Origin of the sequence: Amycolatopsis suaedae (assembly GCF_004214935.1) — a bacterium.
Lineage (GTDB): Bacteria > Actinomycetota > Actinomycetes > Mycobacteriales > Pseudonocardiaceae > Amycolatopsis > Amycolatopsis suaedae.
This window is the reverse complement of record NZ_SFCC01000001.1, coordinates 314,354-335,478: the sequence shown is the minus strand read 5'-3', so window position 1 is coordinate 335,478 and position 21,125 is coordinate 314,354. Positions and strand designations below refer to the sequence as shown.

General features: G+C 72.5%; 18 protein-coding genes. 12 read left to right on the top strand and 6 right to left on the bottom strand.

Annotated elements, in window-relative coordinates:
* Entirely contained in the window at positions 1 to 1,197 is a 1,197-nt protein-coding gene (locus tag EWH70_RS01575) for a lipase family protein (protein WP_130473369.1), read from the bottom strand.
* Between EWH70_RS01575 and EWH70_RS01570 the strand changes: the two genes are divergently transcribed.
* Positions 1,196 to 2,545, top strand: a complete 1,350-nt coding sequence (locus EWH70_RS01570; RefSeq protein WP_476692382.1) for a PucR-like N-terminal domain-containing protein — start codon at positions 1,196 to 1,198, stop codon at positions 2,543 to 2,545. The genes EWH70_RS01575 and EWH70_RS01570 overlap by 2 nt on opposite strands.
* Here EWH70_RS01570 and EWH70_RS01565 read toward each other — a convergent pair.
* Positions 2,542 to 3,468: a proline dehydrogenase family protein gene (locus tag EWH70_RS01565; protein ID WP_130473367.1), complete on the bottom strand. Its 927-nt coding sequence runs from the start codon at positions 3,466 to 3,468 to the stop codon at positions 2,542 to 2,544. The genes EWH70_RS01570 and EWH70_RS01565 overlap by 4 nt on opposite strands.
* Positions 3,469 to 3,553: 85 nt before the next feature.
* Here EWH70_RS01565 and EWH70_RS01560 point away from each other — a divergent pair, with 85 nt between their 5' ends.
* Positions 3,554 to 4,699 (top strand): PucR family transcriptional regulator, encoded by a 1,146-nt coding sequence (locus EWH70_RS01560; RefSeq protein ID WP_130473366.1) that lies wholly within the window; start codon positions 3,554 to 3,556, stop codon positions 4,697 to 4,699.
* Positions 4,700 to 5,131: 432 nt separating this feature from the next.
* Here the strand turns inward: EWH70_RS01560 and rpmF are convergent, their stop codons facing one another.
* Positions 5,132 to 5,308 carry a 50S ribosomal protein L32 gene (gene rpmF / locus EWH70_RS01555; protein ID WP_420809024.1) on the bottom strand — a complete coding sequence of 59 codons (177 nt, stop codon included), beginning with the start codon at positions 5,306 to 5,308 and terminating at the stop codon, positions 5,132 to 5,134.
* 178 nt (positions 5,309 to 5,486) lie between these two features.
* Here rpmF and EWH70_RS01550 point away from each other — a divergent pair, with 178 nt between their 5' ends.
* Entirely contained in the window at positions 5,487 to 6,260 is a 774-nt protein-coding gene (locus tag EWH70_RS01550; RefSeq protein WP_130473365.1) for a GNAT family N-acetyltransferase, read from the top strand.
* Here EWH70_RS01550 and EWH70_RS01545 read toward each other — a convergent pair.
* The gene (locus EWH70_RS01545; protein WP_130473364.1) at positions 6,191 to 6,805 is read right to left on the bottom strand and encodes a LysE family transporter; all 615 of its coding nucleotides are present in this window, start codon (positions 6,803 to 6,805) and stop codon (positions 6,191 to 6,193) included. The genes EWH70_RS01550 and EWH70_RS01545 overlap by 70 nt on opposite strands.
* A gap of 182 nt (positions 6,806 to 6,987) precedes the next feature.
* Between EWH70_RS01545 and EWH70_RS01540 the strand changes: the two genes are divergently transcribed.
* From EWH70_RS01540 to EWH70_RS01505, 8 genes are all read left to right on the top strand, one after another.
* Entirely contained in the window at positions 6,988 to 7,908 is a 921-nt protein-coding gene (locus EWH70_RS01540; protein WP_130473363.1) for an NADP-dependent oxidoreductase, read from the top strand.
* Between the two features lie 49 nt (positions 7,909 to 7,957).
* Positions 7,958 to 9,262 (top strand): MFS transporter, encoded by a 1,305-nt coding sequence (locus EWH70_RS01535; RefSeq protein ID WP_205669010.1) that lies wholly within the window; start codon positions 7,958 to 7,960, stop codon positions 9,260 to 9,262.
* A gap of 35 nt (positions 9,263 to 9,297) precedes the next feature.
* Positions 9,298 to 11,187 (top strand): molecular chaperone HtpG, encoded by a 1,890-nt coding sequence (gene htpG / locus EWH70_RS01530; protein WP_130473362.1) that lies wholly within the window; start codon positions 9,298 to 9,300, stop codon positions 11,185 to 11,187.
* Between the two features lie 88 nt (positions 11,188 to 11,275).
* The gene (locus tag EWH70_RS01525) at positions 11,276 to 11,947 is read left to right on the top strand and encodes a response regulator transcription factor (protein ID WP_130473361.1); all 672 of its coding nucleotides are present in this window, start codon (positions 11,276 to 11,278) and stop codon (positions 11,945 to 11,947) included.
* Positions 11,944 to 13,335: a sensor histidine kinase gene (locus EWH70_RS01520; protein ID WP_130473360.1), complete on the top strand. Its 1,392-nt coding sequence runs from the start codon at positions 11,944 to 11,946 to the stop codon at positions 13,333 to 13,335. The genes EWH70_RS01525 and EWH70_RS01520 overlap by 4 nt, the downstream gene beginning before the upstream one ends.
* Entirely contained in the window at positions 13,323 to 13,784 is a 462-nt protein-coding gene (locus EWH70_RS01515; protein ID WP_130473359.1) for a hypothetical protein, read from the top strand. The genes EWH70_RS01520 and EWH70_RS01515 overlap by 13 nt, the downstream gene beginning before the upstream one ends.
* A 64-nt stretch (positions 13,785 to 13,848) precedes the next feature.
* Positions 13,849 to 15,057: a DUF418 domain-containing protein gene (locus EWH70_RS01510; RefSeq protein WP_130473358.1), complete on the top strand. Its 1,209-nt coding sequence runs from the start codon at positions 13,849 to 13,851 to the stop codon at positions 15,055 to 15,057.
* A 389-nt stretch (positions 15,058 to 15,446) separates the two neighbouring features.
* Positions 15,447 to 16,553 (top strand): beta-eliminating lyase-related protein, encoded by a 1,107-nt coding sequence (locus EWH70_RS01505; RefSeq protein ID WP_130473357.1) that lies wholly within the window; start codon positions 15,447 to 15,449, stop codon positions 16,551 to 16,553.
* On the opposite strand, the gene EWH70_RS01500 is transcribed toward EWH70_RS01505, so the two are convergent.
* Positions 16,510 to 16,962 (bottom strand): hypothetical protein, encoded by a 453-nt coding sequence (locus EWH70_RS01500; protein WP_130473356.1) that lies wholly within the window; start codon positions 16,960 to 16,962, stop codon positions 16,510 to 16,512. The genes EWH70_RS01505 and EWH70_RS01500 overlap by 44 nt on opposite strands.
* 147 nt (positions 16,963 to 17,109) lie before the next feature.
* Positions 17,110 to 18,738 carry a DUF885 domain-containing protein gene (locus EWH70_RS01495; protein ID WP_130473355.1) on the bottom strand — a complete coding sequence of 543 codons (1,629 nt, stop codon included), beginning with the start codon at positions 18,736 to 18,738 and terminating at the stop codon, positions 17,110 to 17,112.
* A 61-nt stretch (positions 18,739 to 18,799) separates the two neighbouring features.
* On the opposite strand from EWH70_RS01495, the gene EWH70_RS01490 reads away from it, so the two are divergent.
* Positions 18,800 to 21,124, top strand: a complete 2,325-nt coding sequence (locus tag EWH70_RS01490; RefSeq protein WP_130473354.1) for a molybdopterin oxidoreductase family protein — start codon at positions 18,800 to 18,802, stop codon at positions 21,122 to 21,124.
* The last annotated feature ends 1 nt before the right edge of the window (position 21,125 follow it).

Below are 21,125 nucleotides of genomic sequence, written 5' to 3'. Positions count from 1 at the left end.
TCAGCAGTTCGAGCCCGCGGGGACACCGGCGACACGGTCGCGCATGAACGCCAGCGCGTCGGCGTTGCCGGTGTAGACCAGGGTGATGTGGTCGGACTGGTAGGCCTTCCAGGTCAGCTTCACGCCCTGCGCGCAGTAGGCCGAGCGCAGTGCGGCCGCCTGCCCGAACTGCACCAGGTCGTCCTGCTCACCGTGGTACTGGTAGACGGGGACGCGCGGGGGTGTGCCGCCCAGCTTGTTCTCCCCGACCCTGGCCAGCCACTCCGGGTCGACCAGCGGGCTGCTGGTCAGGTAGTCGCGCAGCCGCTTGTTCTCGTACTTCAGCAACAGGTCCAGCGTGCATTCATCGGCGTTCATCGCGTTGACGGCGGCGCGGCCGGCGTCGTTCAGGCTGGGCCCGAGATCCAGGTCCGGGTAGGCGTTGTCCAGTCCCAGCAACGCGAACAGCAGCAGGCCGAAACCGCGCTTGCCCTCCAGATACAGCGCCACCTCGGTCAGGTCGGCGGGGACGCCGCCCGCGACGATGCCGATCAGGTCCAGCTCGGCGGCGTACTCCGGCTGGAGCTGGCCCGCCCACATCGACGCGCCGCCGCCCTGCGAGTAACCACGCAGCATCACCTTCGCCGACGGCGAGATCCCGGACTGCGGCAGCCGCTGCGCCGCCCGTACGACGTCGAGCAGGGCGTGCCCTTCGGCGCGCCCGGTGACGTAGGTGGCCTTCGGCTCGGGCCGGTAGCCCTCGTAGTCGGGTACCGCGACGGCGTAACCGCTGTTGAGCAGGTCGTTCAGGGCGGGCTGCTCGTAGAAGGCGTGCCGGTCGATCATGTTCGACGGCCGGCACTTGAACGCCGGTCCCTGCGTGCCGGGGGCGAAGCCGACGAGCGGGGCCTTCGCCGGGTCGGCGCCGCGCGGCACGATCACCGTGCCGGTCATCGCGGTGCGCTCGCCGAGCGCGTTGGTCGACAGGTACATGACCTGCCAGGCGGCCGGCGGCGTGCCCAGCGGGCCGGACTTCGACGGCCGCCACCGGATGACGTCGCCCGGCTTTCCCTCCGGCAGCGGGCTGGGCGGGACGAAGAAACTGTCCCCCGGTGGCGCCGGATCGGGCGGCGGTTGCGCTGACAGCGCCGGAACCGCACACAGCACGGAGCCCGCCACCAGGGCGGTGATCACGACCGAAAGAATCCTGCGCCTCATGCGCCGGAAAAGTAGCCGCGGGGCCGCACTGGAAACAATCACGACCCGAAACGGAAACCCGGGCCGACGCCAGCTTTGTCATTTCCGGACAATGGCGATCTTGCTGTTTTGTTCGTTTGACGGCCGCGATCACGGGGGTTATTTTCCGTGGATGAACAGGCAGCAACCGCAGAATGCTGTCCCGCTGAGTTCGTCACAGAAACTCTGGAACAGGATTCCCGCTCAGCTCGCGGAAAAGGTGCGCCCGCTGACCGGCGCATTGATCCACGACGCGGTCCGGGAAATCCAGCGTACCGTTCCCGCCTACGATCAGCCGTTGGAAGGCAAGTTCCACGACGTGCTGGTGGGCTGCACGACGATGGCGATCGAGACCTGTTTCGACGCGATCTGCGATCCGCACTCGCTGCGGGCCGACTGGAAATCGGTGTTCCGCTACGGCGGGCGGGTGGAGTTCCACGAGGGCCGCACGATGGACGCCATGCAGGCGGCGATCCGGATCGGCGCCAGGGTGGTCTGGCGACGGCTCAACACCGTCGGCAGGCACATGGGGATCAACCCGGAGATCCTGTTCACCACGGCCGAGGCGATCTTCGCCTGGGTCGACGAGGTCAGCACGACGGCGGTCGAGGGCTACCTGGAAGCACAGGCCGAGGCCGCCGGCGCGACCGAACTGCACCGCAGGCGGCTGCTCGCGGCGATCCTGGCCGAGCAGGGCGTCTCGGCGCCGGCACTCGCCGATCTGGCCTCGGCGGCGGAGTGGGACCTTCCCGCCAGGGTCACGGTGATCGCGTTCCGGCAGCCCGAGGGCGAACCGCCGTCCGGGCTGTCCCTCGGCGGCCGGGTGCTGGTCGACCTGGACAGCGCCGAGCCGTGCCTGGTGGCGCCCGAGCCGGACGCCGACCTGGACGAGATCACCCGCAGGCTCGGCGGGGTGCGGGCGGCGGTGGGACCGACCGTCGCACTCGCCGACGCGCACCGGTCCCGGGCCCGTGCCCGCCGCGCGCTCGCGCTGGCGCAACGCGGCCTGCTGCCCGACGACCCGGTCATCCGCTGCGCCGACCACCTGCCGACGCTGGTGCTGTTCGCCGACGACTTCCTCGCCGCGCACCTGGCCAAGCACGTGCTGGCGCCGTTCGACACGCTGCCCGCCAAGCAACGCGACCGGCTGGTCACCACGCTGCGGGTGTGGCTGGAGACCCGCGGCGGGGTGACCGAGGTCGGCCGCAGGCTCGGCCTGCACCCGCAGACGGTCCGGTACCGGATGAACCAGATCAGCGAGCTGGTCGGCGACCGGCTCACCGACCCGGACGAGCGCCTGCTGGCGGAAATGGTGCTGCGGACGCGTTAGCGCGTGAACACCGACCGGACGAAGAACGCCACGTTGGCCGGCCGCTCGGCGAGCCTGCGCATGAAGTAGCCGTACCAGTCGGCGCCGTAGGGCAGGTAGACCCGCACCCGCGACCCGGCCGACACGAGCCTGCGCTGCTCGGCGACGCGGATGCCGTAGAGCATCTGGTACTCGAAGCTGGCCGACGTGCGCACGGCCTCCTCGGCGAGCCGCCCGGCGATGGCGATCATCCTCGGGTCGTGCGTGGCCACCATCGGGTAGGCAGCGGACTCGAACAGGATGCGCAGGCACCGGACGTAGGCGCGGTCGACGTCGGCCTTCGCGGTGTAGGCGACCGAGGCCGGCTCCGCGTAGGCGCCCTTGACCAGCCGCACCCGTGAGCCCTCGTAGGCCAGCGCCCGGCAGTCGTCCTCGGTGCGGTGCAGGCAGGACTGCAGCACGGCGCCCAGCCACGGGTAGTCGGCCCGCAGCTCGCGCAGCACCTCCAGGGTGGAGTCGACCGTGCTGTGGTCCTCCATGTCGAGCGTGACCGTGGTGCCCGCGCGCCGGGCGGCCTCGCAGATCACCCTGGCGTTGTCCAGCGCGATCCGGTGGCCGTCGCCGGGCAGTGCCTGGCCGACGGCCGACAGTTTCACCGACACCTCGGCCCGCTCGCCGTGGCCGAGGTCGCCGAGCCTGCCGAGCAGGGCGACGTAGGCGTCGCGGACGGCCTCGGCCTCGGCCCGGCTGGTGGTGTCCTCGCCGAGGTGGTCGATGGTGACCGTCGCGCCCTCGCCGGTCAGCGCCTCGGTCGCGGCCAGCACCTGGCCGGTGGTCTCACCGGCGACGAAGCGGTTCACCAGGCGGCGCGACGCCGGGGTGGTGGTGACGAGCTTGCGCACGCGCGGGCTGCGCGAGGCCATCAGCAGTGGGGTACCGAGCATGGGCACACGGTACGACCGCGAGCCCGTCACGACTCCGGACAGCTGTCACGACAATGCCGTGATCTGTTGGACATATGCTCAACACATGCGGCCGGAGTTGCAGGACATCGTCGACGAGGTTTCGCGGCTGCTCGGCCGCCCGGCGACGCTGGAGGACCGGGACCTGAACCTGGTGGCGTTCTGCTCGCACGGCAGCGAGATCGACGAGATCCGGCGGCGGTCGATCCTGGAACGCCGGTCCTCCGCCGACGTACGCCGGTGGTTCGGCCGGTTCGGCATCGCGACGGCCGACGGTGCGGTGCGGATCCCGGCGGCGCCGGCCGAGGGTGTCCTGGCCCGGCTGTGCCTGCCCGCCCGGTGGAAGGGGCTGACCCACGGCTACCTGTGGCTGCTCGACGAGGAGCCCGGTGTCGACGACGACGCGGTTCCGGCCGCGCTGGCGCTGGCCGAGCGCGCGGGCGCGCTGATGGCGCAGCAGAGCCGGACCCGCGAGCAGCTGGAGTTCGCGGTGCGCGATCTGCTCTCCCCCGACCGGGAGGCCGTCGAGCGGGCCGCGACCGAACTGGACGACCAGGGCCTGGTGCGCCGCGGTGTTGCGGTGACGGCCGTCGAACTGCGGCTGCCGGGGCGTGCGGCGCTGGAGCCGGTGAACCTGTGGACACTGCCACGGTCGGTGCTGGCCTGGTCCGGCAGGCACCACACCACGCTGCTGGTGCCCGCGCCCGCCTCGGCCCACGACATCGCCCGGCGCGCACTGGACCTGCCCGGCCAGCGCACCGGCCTGCTCGCCGGGATCGGCGCACCGCGGCCGGACCTGACCGAGGCCGGTGCCAGCTGGCGGGAGGCCCGGCTGGCGGCGAGGGTCGCCGAGTCGGTGCCCGCGCTGCGGCCGGTCGCGGCGTGGGCCGAACTCGGCGTGTACCGGCTGCTGGCCTGCGGCCCGGAAGACGCGCTGACGTCGGCCGTGCTCGACCCGGCGGTGCGCCGCCTGCTCGAGCACGGCGATCCCGGCCTGGCCGGCACGGCGCTGACGTTCCTGGACCAGGCGGGCAACGTGGCCGCCACCGCGGCGGCCCTGTCGGTGCATCGGCAGACGGTGTACTACCGGCTGCGGCAGGTGGAGCGGGTCACCGGCCTGGACCTGTCCCGCGGCGACCACCGGCTGCTGCTGCACCTGGGCCTGTCCATGGCGCCGCTGCTGACCCCGCCCCCGGACGCTCAACGCACGTGAGACGTCAGGGCCCCGGCAAAGTCGGCGCTGGCGTCTGGCAGGCGGGCCGGAAGGCGGAACTCACGACATGGATCCGGTTCTCGTGTCGTGAGGTGACGGGTGACCGGTGATGCGGTTGTGACGCCTGGGACGGCTGGGACCTGTAGGTCCGCATGAAGGCCGAGTTCCTGTCGTCTCACGTGATGAAGGTGGCCTTCACGTGCTTCGCGGCGCCTGGTGTCACGGCCCGGCAGTCTCAGTGGTCACAGCAGGCTCGGCAGCCCCACTGGTCGCCACGAACGAGACAACCCCACGACCGGCGAACTCCCCCAATGTGGCATTGGGGGAGTTCAAGTACCCCAATGCCACATTGGGGTACACGCGACAAGCCACCCACACCGACTTCGCCGGGGCCCTCAATGAAGGTGGCCTTCACGCGCCGGTGGGGCACCGTCAGCCGGTCACCTGCCTGCCGTTGTACCGGCCGCAGGCCGGGCACACCACGTGCGGCGGCTTCAGCTCACCACATGCGGGGCAGCGGATCAGCTCCGGCGCGGTGATCTTCTTCCACTGCGCCCGGTGGTGCCGGACCCGCGAGCGCGACTTCTTACGGAACATCGAACTGGACATGAGTCGTCCTGGGAATGTGAGTCGAGTCAGGGCACGCTGAGCAGCCCTGCCGGTCGGCCGGCAGGGCTGGGTGCCGTAGCTAGGACGCCTTCGGCATCGCAGAGCGCTCGATGATCACGGCGCGACGGTAACCGGGCCGGCCCGGTACCGGCAAACCGTTTTCTGCCAGGATCGGCGAGTGTCCGAACTGGTCAGGAGCCTCCAGGAACGCACCGCCCGCGCGGTCCCGGCACGGCACGTCAGCGGCGCCGGCGGGTGGTGGCTGCGGCACGACGCCGCCGGCTCGTGGTGGGCGGGATCGGTACTGCCGCACCACGACGCCGCCCCGGCCGAACTGCCCGGCCGGATCGCCCACGCGGAACGGTTCTACGCCGGCCACGGCGCCACCGCCTGCTTCCAGATCAGCCCCGGCGCGTGCCCGGCCACCCTGGACGCCGCACTGGCCGCTCGCGGCTACGTCCTGCGCAGCCCGATGTCGCTGCGCACCGCCACCACCGCGACCCTCGTCGGCGAGCCGCGGCACGCCGTCCGGCTGGACGACCACCCGGCGCCGGACTGGATGCACGTCGCCGGAGCGGGCCCGGCGGAACGGGAGGTGCTGGACCGTATCCGGCTGCCCGCCGCGTACGCCACTGCCGTCATCGGCGGGACGCCGGTCGCCGTCGGCCGCGCGGTCGCCGACACCGGCTGGGCCGGGGTGTTCGGGATGGCGACCCTGCCCGAGGCTCGCGGAAGGGGCGCGGCCCGCGCGGTGCTCGCCGCACTGGCGGGCTGGGCCCGTGACCACGCGGCGGACCGGATGTACCTGCAGGTCGAACCCGGCAACACCGCCGCGGAACGGCTCTACGACCGGCTCGGGTTCACCGAGATCTGCGCCTACCACTACCGCACGACCAGCCCGACCGCCAGGCCCGCGACCAGCAGCCCGGCGGCGACCGCGGTCACCAGCTGACCGCGGCGCCCGGTCAGCACCCGGCCGAGCAGGGCTCCACCACAGGCCAGCAGCAACTGCCAGCTCGCCGAGGCCGCGAACGCGGCGAGCACGAACACCGTCCGCTCCCCCGCGTCCGCCGCCACCTCGGCCTGGCCGCCGAGCACCAGCACGGTGAAGTACACGACGGTGAGCGGGTTGAGCAACGTGACGCCGAACAGCCCCAGGTACGCCCGCGCGGCGCGGACCGGCGGCTCCTCCGCCGCGGGACTCCGGTAACGCCGGATCCCGCTCACCACGCCGTGTCCGGCCAGTCCGATGAGGACGGCGGCCGAACCCCAGCGCAGCTGGGCGGCGACCGGTTCGATCAGCGGGGCGAGGGCGGCGCCGCCGGCAACGGCCAGCGCCGCGTACAGCCCGTCCGCCGTCGCCACCCCGAGCGCCGCGGACACGCCGGTGCGCAAGGAGGTGCGGGCGGTGAGCGACACCAGGTAGACCGCGACGGCCCCGACCGGAACGGCGATGCCGTAACCGGCCGCGAGGCCCGCGGCCAGCGCCTCGATCACGTCCGGAGGCTGGTCGCTCCCGGCTCGGGGCCGCGCTGCTGTCGCGCCGGCACGAGACGTGCGACGGCGGACGACAGGACCACGGCGATCGGGAACATGCGGCGATCGTGCCGTCCGCCACGTTCGGGGGCAATCGGTTTTGCCGGCGGAATGCGATCACCGCCCGCCGCGTTGCCGCCGGCATGAAGGCAATCACCCAGGCCGGATACGGCGGCCCAGAAGCGCTGACCCTGACCGAGCACCCGGAGCCGAAGGTCGGCCCGAGCGAGGTACTCGTCGAGGTGCGGGCAGCCGGGGTCAACCCGGTGGACTGGAAGCTCGGCGCGGGCTACCTGGACGAGATCATGGAGTCGGTGTTCCCGATCATCCCGGGCTGGGACGTCGCCGGTGTGGTGACGGCACTGGGCCCGGACGTGCCCGAGTTCGCCATCGGTGACGAGGTCTACGGCTACATCCGCAAGGACGTCGCCCAGCTCGGCGCCTACGCCGAGCGGGTCGCGGCGAGCGTGCGGATGCTGGCCCGCAAGCCCGCGTCGCTGAGCTGGGAGCAGGCCGCCGGTGTCCCGCTGGCCGGGCTGACCGCGCTGCAGTCGATCGACCGGGTGCACGTGGCCAAGGACGACACCGTCCTGATCCACGGTGCGTCCGGCGGGGTCGGCTCGCTCGGCGTGCAGATCGCCGTCGCCCGCGGTGCCCGGGTGATCGGAACGGCCAGCGAGCGCAACCACGACTTCCTGCGGTCCCTCGGCGCCGAACCGGTCAGCTACGGCGACGGCCTCGCCGACCGGGTCCGCGCGCTGGCCGACGGGGTGGACGTGGTGCTGGACTTCGTCGGCGGCGGTGCCGTGCACGCCTCGGCCGGGTTGCACCGCGACGCGTCCCGCCTCGTCTCCATCGCCGACGGCGACGCCGCCGGGCTGGGCGGGCACGTGCTGTGGGCACGCCCCGACGCGGCTGGACTGACCGAGCTGGCGCGGCTGGCCGACGAGGGCGCGCTGACGGTGCACGTCGACCATGCGCTGCCGCTGGCCGAGGCGGGCCGGGCGTGGCAGCTCAGCCAGGAGGGCCGCACCCGCGGCAAGATCGTGCTGACCGTCGGCTGACCTTTGCGGTATACAGAGTCCGCATTGGCGGGTGGCTCTGGGGGACGCGATGGAGCGGGACCGGCGCGGGTTCCGGCGGGTACTGGCCGCGAGCATGGCGGGCGCCGTGCTGGAGTGGTACGACTTCGCCGTCTACGGCGTACTGGCGGCGACCGTGCTGGGCCCGCTGTTCTTCCCCGGTGACGACCCGGTCGCCAAACTGCTGGCGGCGCTGGCGACGCAGGGACTGGGGTTCGTGGCCCGCCCGCTGGGCGGCGTGGTGTTCGGCCACCTCGGTGACCGGATCGGCCGCAAACCCATGCTGGTCACCACGTTCCTGCTGCTGGGCACCGCGACGGCGCTGATCGGCGTGCTGCCGACCTACGAGCAGGCCGGCCTCACCGCGACGGTGCTGCTGGTGGTCCTGCGGATGGTGCAGGGCTTCGCGCTCGGTGGCGAGTTCGGCGCTGCCGTGCTGCTGGTCAGCGAGTACGGCGAGCCCCGGCGGCGCGGGTTCTGGGCGTCCTGGCCGCAGGCCGGTGCCCCGGCGGGCACCGTGCTGGCGACGGTGGTGATCACCGTTCTGGGCGCGGCGCTGCCCGGCACGGCGTTCGACGACTGGGGCTGGCGGATCGCGTTCCTGTTCGCGCTGCCGCTGCTGGCCGTCGGCTTCTGGGTACGCAGCGGCATCGAGGAGTCGCCGGTGTTCCGGCAGGCCCGCGAGGCCGCCGGGCAGCGGCCGCGGTCCAGCATCCTGCAGGCACTGTCGAAGCCGCGCGCGGTGCTGCTCGGGCTCGGGGTGCGGCTGGGCGAGAACGTCGCCTTCTACGTGTACACGGTGTTCGTCATCGCCTACGCCACCACCTACGCCGGATTCGCCAGGGGTGACGTGGTGCTCGCGGCGGCCGCGGCGTCGGTGTTCCAGTTCGCCGGCATGATCGGCGGCGGCTGGTGGTCGGACCGGGTCGGGCGGCGGCCCGCGATGCTGGTGCCGACCGTGGCACTGCTGGTGTGGGCGCCGGTGTTCTTCTGGCTGGTCGGGTTCGGCAGCCTGCCGCTGCTGTGGGTGGGCGTCTGCGTGGGTGCCTTCCTGCACGGGATGCTCGCCGGCCCGGAGGCGGCGTGGATCGCCGAGTTGTTCCCCACCCGGTACCGCTACGCGGGCGCGTCGCTGGTGTTCCAGGGGTCGTCGATCATCGCCGGTGCGCCTGCGCCGTTCATCGCCGTGTGGCTGGTCGAGACGGTCGGCGTCGGCGCGGTGATCGGCTACCTCGCGCTGACGGCGGTGATCACCGTGATCGCCCTCGCCGCCAGCGCCGAGACCCGGGGCGCGGACCTGGGTACTGCGGAAACGGTCAGTCCCGATCAGCGATAATCGCGGCGTAACCGCACGTGAAGGAGAGGACTGCGTTGACCGGACAGATGGAGACACTGGAGTTCCAGGCGGAGGCACGCCAGCTGCTGCAGCTCATGGTGCACTCGATCTACTCGGACAAGAACGTGTTCCTGCGCGAGCTGGTGTCCAACGCCTCCGACGCGCTGGACAAGCTGCGCCTGGAGTCCTACGCGGACAAGGACCTCGACGTCGACACGAGCGACCTGCACATCCAGCTCGCCACCGACGCCGACGCCCGCACGCTGACCATCACCGACAACGGGATCGGGATGTCCCGCGACGAGGTGGTCAACCTCATCGGCACGATCGCCAAGTCCGGCACCGCCGAGCTGCTGGCGAAGCTGAAGGAGTCCAAGGACAGGCAGGAGGCCGAGCTGATCGGCCAGTTCGGTGTCGGCTTCTACTCGGCGTTCATGGTCGCCGACAAGGTCACCGTGCTGACCCGGCGGGCAGGCCAGCAGGAGGGCACCCGCTGGGAGTCCTCCGGTGAGGCCACCTACACCGTCGAGACCGTCGACGACGCCCCGCAGGGCACGTCGGTGACGCTGCACCTCAAGCCGGCCGACGAGGAGGACCGGCTCTTCGACTACACCGACGTCGGCACCCTGCGGTCGCTGGTCCAGCGTTACTCCGACTTCATCAGCCACCCGATCCGGATGGAGGTCGAGCGCACCAAGGACGGCGAGACCGTCCGCGAGACGGAGACGCTCAACTCGATGAAGGCGCTGTGGGCCCGGCCCCGCGGCGAGGTGACCGACGCCGAGTACAACGAGTTCTACAAGCACATCAGCCACGACTGGGTCGACCCGCTGGAGACCATCCGCCTCAGCGCCGAGGGCACCTTCGAGTACCAGGCGCTGCTGTTCCTGCCCTCGCGCGCGCCCTACGACCTGTTCACCCGCGACGCCAAGCGCGGCGTGCAGCTCTACGTCAAGCGCGTGTTCATCATGGACGACTGCGAGTCCCTGATGCCGGAGTACCTGCGGTTCGTCAAGGGTGTGGTGGACGCGCAGGACCTGTCCCTGAACGTGTCGCGGGAGATCCTGCAGCAGGACCGCCAGATCAGCCTGATGCGCCGCCGCCTGGCCAAGAAGGTGCTCTCCACGGTGAAGTCGTTGCTGGACAACGACACCGAGAAGTACCGCACGTTCTGGTCGGAGTTCGGCACCGCGGTCAAGGAGGGCCTGGTCACCGACCCGGACAACCGCGACGCCATCCTCGGCATCGCCTCGTTCGACTCCACCCACGACAAGGCGGAGCAGACCACGCTGCGTGCCTACCTCGACCGGATGCCGGAGGGGCAGGAGCACATCTACTACATGACCGGCCGCTCCCGCGCCGTCGTGGAGAACTCCCCGCACATGGAGGCGTTCGCCGCCAAGGGCTGGGAGGTGCTGATCCTCACCGACGCGGTCGACGAGATGTGGGTCGAGTCCGCCGGCGAGTACGAGGGCCGCAAGTTCCAGTCGATCGCCAAGGGCGAGGTCGACCTGGACTCCGGGACCGAGACCGGCGACAAGCAGGACGAGGAGTTCAGCGGACTGCTGGGCTGGCTCGGCGAGAAGCTGTCCGACCACGTCAAGCAGGTGCGGCTGTCGTCGCGGCTGACGACGTCGCCCGCCTGCATCGTCGGCGACGAGCACGACATCACCCCGGAGCTGGCCCGCATGTACCGGGCGATGGGCCAGCCGCTGCCGGACGTCAAGCGGATCCTGGAGCTGAACCCGAAGCACCCGCTGATCACCGGCCTGAAGGCGGCCCACGAGCAGCGGGCCGACGACCCGGCGCTGGCCGAGGACGCCGAGCTGCTCTACGGGACGACGCTGCTCGCCGAGGGCGGCGAGGTCGCCGACCCGCCAAGGTTCGCGCGCCTGCTCGCCGACCGCCTGGCCAAGGGGCTGTGAGCCCCGCGGAGCCGCGCAATGTCCTGATCGTGTCGCAGAACCGCCGTGCGCCGGGCGCGCACGGCGGTCCGCGCCGATAATCGGCGGTGTGGCACAGGTTCTGCTGATCGAGGACGACCCGTCCATCCGCCGCAGCCTCGGCCTCGCGCTGGGCAGGCACGGACACGACGTCCGCGCCGCCCGCACCGGTGAGGAGGGGCTCGACCAGGCCCGCACGGCACCCGACGTCGTCGTGCTCGATCTGATGCTGCCCGGCATCGACGGGTTCGAGGTGTGCCGGCGGCTGCGCGCGGGCTCAGGCGTCCCGATCATCATGCTCACCGCCCGGGGTGACGACTTCGACGTCGTCGGCGGGCTGGAGGCCGGGGCCGACGACTACGTCGTCAAACCGGTCGAGCCACGCGTCCTGGACGCCCGGATCCGGGCGGTGCTGCGGCGCGGCACCCCGGAGCCGCGGCGGGTGGAACGGTATGCCGGGCTGGTCATCGACCGGGGAGCGGCCGCGGTCAGCCGCGACGGCGAGCCCGTCTCGCTGACCCCGACCGAGCTGCGGGTCCTGCTGGAGCTGTCCCGCTCCCCCGGTCAGGTGCTCAGCCGCCAGCAGCTGCTGGAGTCGGTGTGGCAGCACGACTACCTCGGCGACTCACGCCTGGTGGACAACTGCGTGCAGCGGCTGCGCGCCAAGATCGAGACCGACCCGGCGGCGCCGGTGTTCGTGCAGACCGTGCGCGGGTTCGGCTACCGGTTCGGGCCGGTGTGACCCGGCCGAGGTGGCTGACCGGCCTGCGGGTCCGGTTGGTGCTGACGTTCGCGCTGGTCACGGTCGCCGGGGCGGCCGCGGCGGCATGGGCGGGGTACGGCGCGACCCGCGGCTCCCTGGTCACCGAGGCACAGCAGCGCATCACCGAGGACATCCAGCGCCGGGTCACCGAGCTGGCGCCGGACCTGCGCTACCCACCCGACCAGGCGGCGCTGGACCGCCTGCGGGCGGCGGTCGGCGGGCCGGCCCTGGTCACCGCGGGCGAGCTGACCTCGGCCGGTGGCCCGGACACCGCCCTGATCACCGGCGAGCTGCGTGCCGCCGTGCGTGAGCGTGGCCGCCTGGTGCTGCAGCGGGTGGCGGGGCCGCGGCTGCTGGTCGGGACCCCGGTCATGGCGACCGCGGTGGACGGATCCCGGCGGCCGTCGGGCATCGAGGTGTACGCCGTGCGCGATCTGACCGCCACCGAGCAGCAGGTCGACGCCTCCGCCGAGGCGGCGACCACGACCAGCGCGCTCGCGTTGCCGCTGGCCGTCCTGCTCGCGCTGCTGGCCGCGCGCGGGGTGCTGCGCCCGGTGCGGCGGCTGCGACACGCCGCCGGGCGGCTGGCCGCCGGTGACCTGGACGCCCGGCTGCCGGTCCGCGGCTCCGACGAGCTGGCCGAGCTGTCGGCCACGTTCAACGACATGGCCGGCCGGCTGCAGGCGTCGGTGGGCGAGCTGCGCCGGTTCACCGCGGACGTGTCACACGAGCTGCGCACCCCGCTGACCACGCTGACCGCGGTCGCCGAGGTGCTGGAGGCGGAAGCGGGCAGGCTGCCGGCCGACACCAGGGAGCCGGTGCTGCTGGCCGTCGCCGAGACCCGCGCGCTCACCCGGCTGGTCGCCGACCTGATCGAGGTGTCCCGGTTCGACTCCGGGGCGGCGCGGCTGCGGCTGGAGGACGTCGACGTCCGCCGCGCGGTCGAGGACTGCCTGCGCTCGCGTGGCTGGTCCGGCTCGGTCGAGCTGGACTCCCCCGTCGCCGTCCCCGCGGTGCTCGACCGGCGCAGGCTCGACGTGATCATCGCCAACCTGGTCGGCAACGCGCTGCGGCACGGCAGCCCGCCGGTCCGGATCCGGGTGCGCGCCACGGAGGACACCGTCGAGGTGGTCGTCGCCGACCACGGCCCTGGCCTGCCCGGCGAGGTGGCCGAGCACGTGTTCGAGCGGTTCTACAAGGCCGACACCGCCCGGACCCGCTCCGAGGGCAGCGGGCTGGGGCTGGCGATCGCGGCGGAGAACGCCCGGCTGCACGGCGGAGACATCGAGGCCGGCAACGAACCCGGCGCCGGTGCGCGGTTCACCGTCCGGCTGCCCCGGCGTGAGGAGGACCGGTGCGACGGCTGATCATCCTCGCGGCACTGGTCACCGCCGGGTGCGGCATTCAGCCGACCGGAGTACTCGACGGCGGCGAGGCGCCCACCGGCGTGGCGCCCGGCGTGACGCTCTACTTCGTCGACGGGCGGGGCGAGCTGCGGCCGAACCTGACCGAGAGTGGCGAGCTCGGCGACGTCGCCGGTGCCCTGGACCTGTTGCTGCGCACCAGCGACCCGCCCGGCCTGCGGTCGGATCTGCGGCGGGTCAGCTCACTCGGCCCGAAGGTGACGGTGGCCGGTGACACGATCACCGTCGCCCTGCCGCTGGCCCCCGGTGAGGTGGGTCCACGCGGCGTCGACCAGGTGACCTGCACGGCCGCCGGGGTACGGCGGCAGGCCGGCGCGCGGGAGCCGGTGACGGTCGTCGTGTCGTTCACCGACGGCAGCGACGGCGGCCCCCGCACCTGCCCGCCGCGGTAGGGCTGCGACGAAACCGGGACACGGCCGCCACGTCACCCGGACCCCGGCCGGGAACTCTGTCCGCATGACCACATCGGACATCGAAAAGTCCACATCGGACAGCGTCGGGCACCGGGTGCCGCGGGGCAGGCTGCTCGGCGTCGACGTCGTACGCGCGCTGGCGATCATCGGCGTGTTCGTCATGCACTTCAGCATGACCGGCTGGCTCCACGCCGGGCCACGCGGTGAGACGCCCGCGTTCCTGCGCTGGCTGGACGCCGAGACGTCCTCACGGGCGATGAGCCTGTTCGTCCTGCTCGCCGGGGTGTCGGTGGCGCTGATGACCGGCGGCTCCCGGCCGTACCAGGGACGGCGGTGGGGCACGGCCTGCCTGCGGGTCGCCGTGCGTGCCGTCGTGCTGCTGCTGATCAGCCTGTGCATCGGCGAGTTCGGCCCGTCGGTGCTGGAGTTCTACGCGGTGCTGCTGGTGTTCCTGCTGCCGTTCACCCGGCTGCGGCCACGGACGTTGTTCGCCCTGTCCGCGGTGTCCGTGCCGCTCGCCACGCTGTACCCGATCTGGGTGTTCACCGACCGTCCGGAGTGGATGATGGCCGACCTCCCGGAGGGACTGGCGGTGCTGACCCATCCGGCGCAGTGGGGCGAGTACGTGTTCAGCCTGGTCTTCGCCGGCGGCGGGTTCCAGACCGTCTACGGTGTGCCGCTCGTCCTCGCCGGGCTGGCGATCGGCAGGCTGGACCTGTACGACCGGGCCGTGCGGCTGCGGATGGCGGTCACCGGTGCCGGGATCGCCGTCGCGGCGTGCCTGGTGTCCTGGGTGGCGCTGTACCCGCTCGGAGCCGCCGAGACGATCGACGCCGCGCAGCCCCCGGCCATGCCGTGGCAGGCCCTGCTCGCCATGCCCGGGCCGCGGTCGCTGTACGCCACCAGCGCGGTGGGCGTGACGTTCATGATCGGCGTCGCGTTGCTCCTGCTCGGCGTGCTGCTGAACCTGGCGGAGCGGCCGGGCTGGCGGACGGCGCTGTGGCCGCTGGCCGCGGCGGGCGGGATGACCATGACCTGGTACGCCGGGCACATCGTGTACCAGAGCCTCACCGGCAAGCCGGAGTCCTACTCGGCCGTCTACCTGCTGGCCGTGGTCACGGTGACGCTGGTGACGTCGGTGCTGTGGCGCCGGTGGCTGCGGCGCGGGCCGCTGGAGTGGCTGGTACACGCGGTGATCACCACGGTCGTGCCGTCCCGGCCGAGGCCCGTGAACGCCACCGTCACCACGTGAGACGGTGTGCCGTCACGGCGTCTGATGCCAGGGCCCCCGGCAAGGCCGGGGTGCTGTGCCCCCAATGTGGCATTGGGGAACTTGAAGTTCCCCAATGCCACATTGGGGGAGTTTGCAGGGTCTCTTTCGTGGTGACGGCTGGGTTTGTTGGGCCGGGTGTGACTGATGAGGCCGCGCCCCCGGGGCGGGGGTTCGTGAAGGCCACCTTCATCACACGAGACGACCGAAACTCGGCCTTCACGGCATGAGACGCCAGGCCCCGGCAAAGTCCGGGCGGTCGGGGTTCCCGGCAGTGCTACCAAGGGCACCTTGGTTGCGTGTTGCGCTACCAAGGTGCCGTTCGTGGCGGTGGTGCCGTGGTGGTCGGTTTCCCGGCTAGGGTCGGGGCCATGGGTGTGCACGAGCGGTGGGGAGTGTCCAGGGTCGTCAACGCGCACGGCACCTATACGCCGCTTGGGGTGTCGCGCACCCCCGCGCCGGTCGCCGCGGCCGTCGCCGACGCCCTCCAGGAGTTCTTCGTCATCGACCAGCTCGCCGACCGGGCGGGCGAAGCGCTGGCGGCGGCGACCGGGGCGGACGCCGGTGCCGTGGTGCACTGCACCTCGGCGGCGACCACCGTCGCGGTGGCCGCCGCCATGGCAGGCAGCGACCCCGCCCGGATCGCCGCGCTGCCGGACGTCACCGGGATGCCGCACACGGTCGTCGTCCCGGCCGGGCACGCCGTCGACTACGGGCAGAGCAACCTCCAGGCCATCCGCCTGGCCGGTGCCCGCGTGGTCCTCGCCGGAACCGAGCAGCGCTGCGACCTCGCCGACCTGGACGCCGCGCTGGCCGCGCCCGGCGTCGCCTGCCTGCTGCTGGTGTCGTCGCGGCTGGTGCGTCCCGGCGAGCCGGTCGACCTGGCCGGAGCCGTACGGGCGGCACACGCGCGGGGCGTGCCTGCCGTCGTCGACGCCGCGGCCCAGTTCCCCCGCGCCAGGGAGCTGACCGCGCTGGGCGCCGACGCGGTGCTGATCAGCGGCCAGAAGTACCTCGCGTCCCCGACCGCCGGGCTGGTGCTGGGGACGCGGGAGTTCGTCCGGGCCGTCCGCGACCAGGACCGTGGCATCGGCCGGGGGATGAAGCCGACGAAGGAGTCACTGGCCGGAGTGCTCGCCGCGCTGGAGGCGTGGCGCGGCGAGGACTGGGTCGCCGCCGAGGCCGCCAAGGCCGAGCGGTTCGTGCGCGACGCGTCCGCGCTGCCCGGGATCACGGCGCGGCCCTGGCCCGACCCGGCAGGCGCCCCGGTGACCCGAGCCGTTCTGACACTCGACGACGCCCCTCGGGTCGCCGAGGAGCTGGCCGCGGGAGACCCGCCGGTGTTCGTGATGACCGGCGGCCCCGGCGAGCTGGTCCTGGAACTGGTGTCGCTCACCGGCGACGAGATCGCCCTGATCCTCGACCGCCTGGCTATCAGTACCAGGAGAAGTGTGAGACGCACCAGCGACCTTCGGTGAACGTGGCCTGTATGCGGCCGTTCGCCGTACCGCGGGTGCTGGTGCCGGTCAGATAGCCGATCACGTAGCGGTCCTCCGTGGTCGGCTCGTCCGGCGGTCCGTCCAGCCGCAGTCGCGCGCCGGACTGGACAGCCTCGCCGACCGCGTCCGCGGGGGTGCCCTGCTGGGCCGAGCTGCACAGCTGGGCGGTGGCGGCCTGAACGTGACCGCCACCGATCGTGTCCAGGAACGTCGTCAGGACCGGGGTCGCGGCCGCGCGGTCAGGCCCGGCCGCCCGCACCCGCCGATCGTCGGAGAGGAAGAAGCCGGGGGCGACGAAGCCGAGTACGGCGAGCGTGCCCAGCAGAAACACGAGCCCGGCGCCGACGACCGCGACGATCACCGCCGTGTTCCCCCGGCGCCGCGGCACACCACCGGCGTACGCACCATGGGGCCAGTTGCCGGGTGGCCACGGACCGCGTGGTGATTGGTGCATCCCGGCGTTCTCCTGTCCAGCGGCTGTCACATGTCCGCGTCACCCTGCCCCACGACCGCTGTCAGAATGCTTTCAGCCGGCTCACTCGCGCCCGGCGATCCAGTCGGCCACCAGGTCACCGAGGACCGGCAGCGGCACCAGGCCGCTGCCGAGCACGACGTCGTGGAAGTCGCGCACGTCGAACGCGTCACCGAGCTGCTGCTCGGCCAGTGCCCGCAGGCGCTGGATCTCCAGCCTGCCGGTCATGTACGACAACGCCTGCCCGGGGCACTCGATGTAGCGGTCGGTTTCCGACTGCACCTCGACGTCGCTGAGCACGCAGTGCTCGCTGAGGTAGTCCACGCACTGCTGCCGCGACCAGCCCAGCGCGTGCAGCCCGGTGTCGACGACGAGCCGCGCCGCGCGCACCGAGTCCTCGGCGACCATGCCCAGCCGCATCAGGTCGTCGGAGTACAGGCCCATCTCGTCGGCCAGCCGCTCGGTGTACAGGCCCCAGCCCTCGTCGTAGGCCGACAGCGACACCTGCGTCCGCAGCCGGGGCAGGCCGCGCAGCTCGTGCGCGAGGCTGATCTGGAAGTGGTGGCCGGGCACGGCTTCGTGGAAGGCGACGGTCTCGGCGATGAACCGGAACCGGTCGCTCACCCGGTGGGTGTTGGTGAAGTAGATCCCCGGCCTGCTGCCGTCCGGCGCCGGGGTCGTGTAGTACGCGGGCGAGGCGAGCGGCGCGTCGGCTTCCGGCACCGGCCGCACCACGCACTCGGCCGCGGGCACGCGGCGGAACCAGGCGGGAGCGGCCGCGGTCGCCCGCTCCACCGCCGCCTTGGCCACGGCGAGCATCTCCTCGCCGTCCCGCCACCGCAGTGCCGGATCGGTCCGCAGCCGGTGCCGTACCGCGGCGGGCTCCGCGCCGCCGAGTGCGCGGTACTCCTCGTCCAGTGCCCTGCCGATCTCCAGTCCGGTGCGGTGCAGCTCCTCCGGGGTACGGTCGGTGGTGGTGTGCATGCGGACCAGCCGCGCGTAGGCCTGCTCACCGCCGTCCAGCCAGCACAGTCCCGGGCGCTCGTCCGGACGGCCCCGCCCGGCGAGGTCGGTCAGCGCGTCGCGGTAGGCCACCAGCGCGGGACGCACCACGCCGGACACCAGCCGTTCCCGGCGTTCCGGCCGTTCGCCGGTCAGCGGCGGGGTCAGCAGTGGGCTGGGTTCGGTGGCCAGGAACCGGTCGACGTGGCCGACGGCGTTGCGGATCATGCGGTCCACCGGCGTCCTGCCCGCCCCGGCACCGGCCCGCTGCCGGGCGGCCAGCGCCGCGAAGAAGCCGGGCACCGCGGCCAGCCTGGCCAGGAAGTCCTCCTCCGCCCGCTCGCCCACCGGGGTCTGCTGCGGCAGCCACGCCAGCACCTGGGCGCCCTCGGCCTCCATCGGGTCGGCTACCACGAACTCGGTGAGCCGCGCGTCCAGCCGGGCCAGCAGCCCCTCGGCGTGGTGCGTCACGACGCTCAGCGTGATCCGGTCCGGATCGGCCGATTCGGCGGCCTGCCCGGCGATCCGGGCCGCCCGCTCCCGCAACCGGGCGTCGCCCTCCTCGGAGACGTCGCGTAGCTCGTGGTCGTGCCCGGGGATGCTGTCCAGGGTCGCCACGATCGGCGCCTCCGTGGCCAGCGCGTCGAGCAGGTCGTCGGCCAGCTCGGCCGCGGTCGGTTGGTCGCCCATGTCCGAGTTGTACCAGCACGGGCGCTGTTTGCGCTGGCATCCGAGTGGGTAGGGCTGCCAGGTGACGACCGACCGGACAACCGACATCTGGGGCGCCCGCACCCCGCACGGCCGGGGCACGCCGTGGCCGGCCAGGGTGGACCTGCACCTGGCCGACGGTCTCGCCGAGTCCGACGTCGAGCGCTGGGTACGCTCGGCCTGCGTGCTGTGCAGCAACGGCTGCGCCTGCGACATCGCCGTCAGGGACGGCCGGATGGTCGGGATACGCGGCCGGGCCGGGGACCGCGTGAACCACGGCAGGCTGGGCCCCAAGGGACTCTACGGGTCGTGGCAGTGGCAGGACCGCGACCGCCTGACCCGCCCGCTCGTGCGCGACGGCGGGCGGCTCGCCGAGTCCACCTGGGACGAGGCCATGAACCGCATCGTGCGCCGGTCCAGGGAGCTGCTCGACGAGGTCGGCGCGCTGTCGCACGGGTTCTACACCAGCGGCCAGCTGTTCCTCGAGGAGTACTACACGCTGGCGGTGATCGGGAAGGCCGGGCTGGGCACGCCGCACATGGACGGCAACACCCGGCTGTGCACCGCGACCGCCGCGGCGGCACTGAAGGAGTCGTTCGGTGCCGACGGCCAGCCGGGCAGCTACAACGACATCGAGCACTGCGACGCGCTGTTCCTGTTCGGGCACAACATGGCCGAGACGCAGACGGTGCTGTGGTCCCGGGTGCTCGACCGCCTCGACGGCCCGGACCCTCCGGTGCTGGTGGCCGTCGACCCGCGCCGCACGGCCGTCGCGCGGGCCGCCGCCGACTCCGGCGGCGTGCACCTCGCCCCGCTGCCCGGCACCAACCTCGCGCTGATGAACTGCCTGGTGCGGGAGCTGCTGGAGCGTGGCTGGACCGACCGCGACTACGTCTCCGTGCACACCGTCGGGCTCGACGAGCTGACCGCGACGGTCGCGCCCTACACCCCGGAACGCACCGCCGAGATCTGCGGCGTACCCGCTGCCGACCTGCGCCGCGCGGCGGAGATCTTCGGCACCTCGCCCCGGGTGCTGTCCACCGTGCTGCAGGGGTTCTACCAGTCCCACCAGGCGACGGCGGCGTCCTGCCAGGTCAACAACCTGCACCTGCTGCGCGGCATGCTCGGCAGGCCCGGTTGTGGTGTCCTGCAGATGAACGGGCAGCCCACCGCGGAGAACACCCGCGAGTGCGGCGCCGACGGCGACCTGCCCGGATTCCGCAACTGGAACAACACCGACCACGTCCACGAGCTGGCCAGGCTGTGGAACGTCGACCCGCTCACCATCCCGCACTGGTCCCCGCCCACGCACGCCATGCAGATCTGGCGCTACGCCGAGCAGGGCTCGATCCGGCTGCTCTGGATCTCCGGCACCAACCCGGCGGTGTCGCTGCCGCAGCTGCCCCGCATCCGCGACATCCTGCGTGCCGAGGACCTGTTCGTCGTGGTCCAGGACGGCTTCCGCACCGAGACCACCGAACTGGCCGACGTCGTGCTGCCCGCGGCGTTGTGGGGCGAGAAGCAGGGCACGTTCACCAACGCCAGCCGTACCGTGCACCTGTCGGAGAAGGCCGTCGAACCACCCGGTGACGCCCGCAGCGACCTGGACATCTTCCTGGACTACGCCCGCCGCATGGACTTCCGCGACCGCGACGGCGCACCGCTGGTCGGCTGGTCCGGCCCGGAAGGCGCGTTCGCCGCGTGGCGGGAGTGCAGCCGGGGCCGCCCGTGTGACTACAGTGGACTGTCCTACGACCGGTTGCGTGGCGGCAGCGGCATTCCCTGGCCGTGCACGGACAAGGAGCCGGACGGCGTCGACCGGCTCTACACCGACGGCGTGTTCCCCACCGATCCCGGCTTCTGCGAGGACTTCGGCCACGACCTGCTCACCGGCGCGGCGACCCCGCCGGAGAAGTATCAGGCGCAGCGGCCGGACGGGCGGGCGTTCCTGAAGGCGGCCGAGTACGTTCCGGGGCCCGAGCAGCCGGACGCGGACTATCCGCTGCGTGCCACCACCGGCCGTACCGTCCACCATTTCCACACCCGGACCAAGACCGGCCGCTCCCGCCGGCTCCACGACGCCGCGCCACGGCCGTGGGTCGAACTGTCCACACAGGACGCCGACGAGCTGGGCGTGGCAGAGGGCGACCTGGTGCGGGTCGAGTCGCCGAGGGGCGCGGTGGAGGTTCCCGCGCGGATCGGCACCACCCGGCCCGGGGTGGTGTTCCTGCCGTTCCACTACGGCACCTGGGACGTCGAGGCCGACCATGGCCGCGCGGCCAACGAGCTGACGGTCACCGAGTGGGACCCGGTGTCGAAGCAGCCGCTGTTCAAGCTGTCCGCCGTGCGCGTCACCAAGGTTTCCTGAA

What these genes read in the sequence shown, in the direction of transcription:
- EWH70_RS01570 (WP_476692382.1), top strand. Translation starts at nt 1,196, where the DNA reads ATGCGCCGGAAAAGTAGCCGCGGGGCCGCACTGGAAACAATCACGACC.
- EWH70_RS01575 (WP_130473369.1), bottom strand. Translation starts at nt 1,197, where the DNA reads ATGAGGCGCAGGATTCTTTCGGTCGTGATCACCGCCCTGGTGGCGGGC.
- EWH70_RS01565 (WP_130473367.1), bottom strand. Translation starts at nt 3,468, where the DNA reads ATGCTCGGTACCCCACTGCTGATGGCCTCGCGCAGCCCGCGCGTGCGC.
- EWH70_RS01560 (WP_130473366.1), top strand. Translation starts at nt 3,554, where the DNA reads ATGCGGCCGGAGTTGCAGGACATCGTCGACGAGGTTTCGCGGCTGCTC.
- rpmF (WP_420809024.1), bottom strand. Translation starts at nt 5,308, where the DNA reads ATGTCCAGTTCGATGTTCCGTAAGAAGTCGCGCTCGCGGGTCCGGCAC.
- EWH70_RS01540 (WP_130473363.1), top strand. Translation starts at nt 6,988, where the DNA reads ATGAAGGCAATCACCCAGGCCGGATACGGCGGCCCAGAAGCGCTGACC.
- EWH70_RS01535 (WP_205669010.1), top strand. Translation starts at nt 7,958, where the DNA reads ATGGAGCGGGACCGGCGCGGGTTCCGGCGGGTACTGGCCGCGAGCATG.
- EWH70_RS01510 (WP_130473358.1), top strand. Translation starts at nt 13,849, where the DNA reads ATGACCACATCGGACATCGAAAAGTCCACATCGGACAGCGTCGGGCAC.
- EWH70_RS01505 (WP_130473357.1), top strand. Translation starts at nt 15,447, where the DNA reads ATGGGTGTGCACGAGCGGTGGGGAGTGTCCAGGGTCGTCAACGCGCAC.
- EWH70_RS01495 (WP_130473355.1), bottom strand. Translation starts at nt 18,738, where the DNA reads ATGGGCGACCAACCGACCGCGGCCGAGCTGGCCGACGACCTGCTCGAC.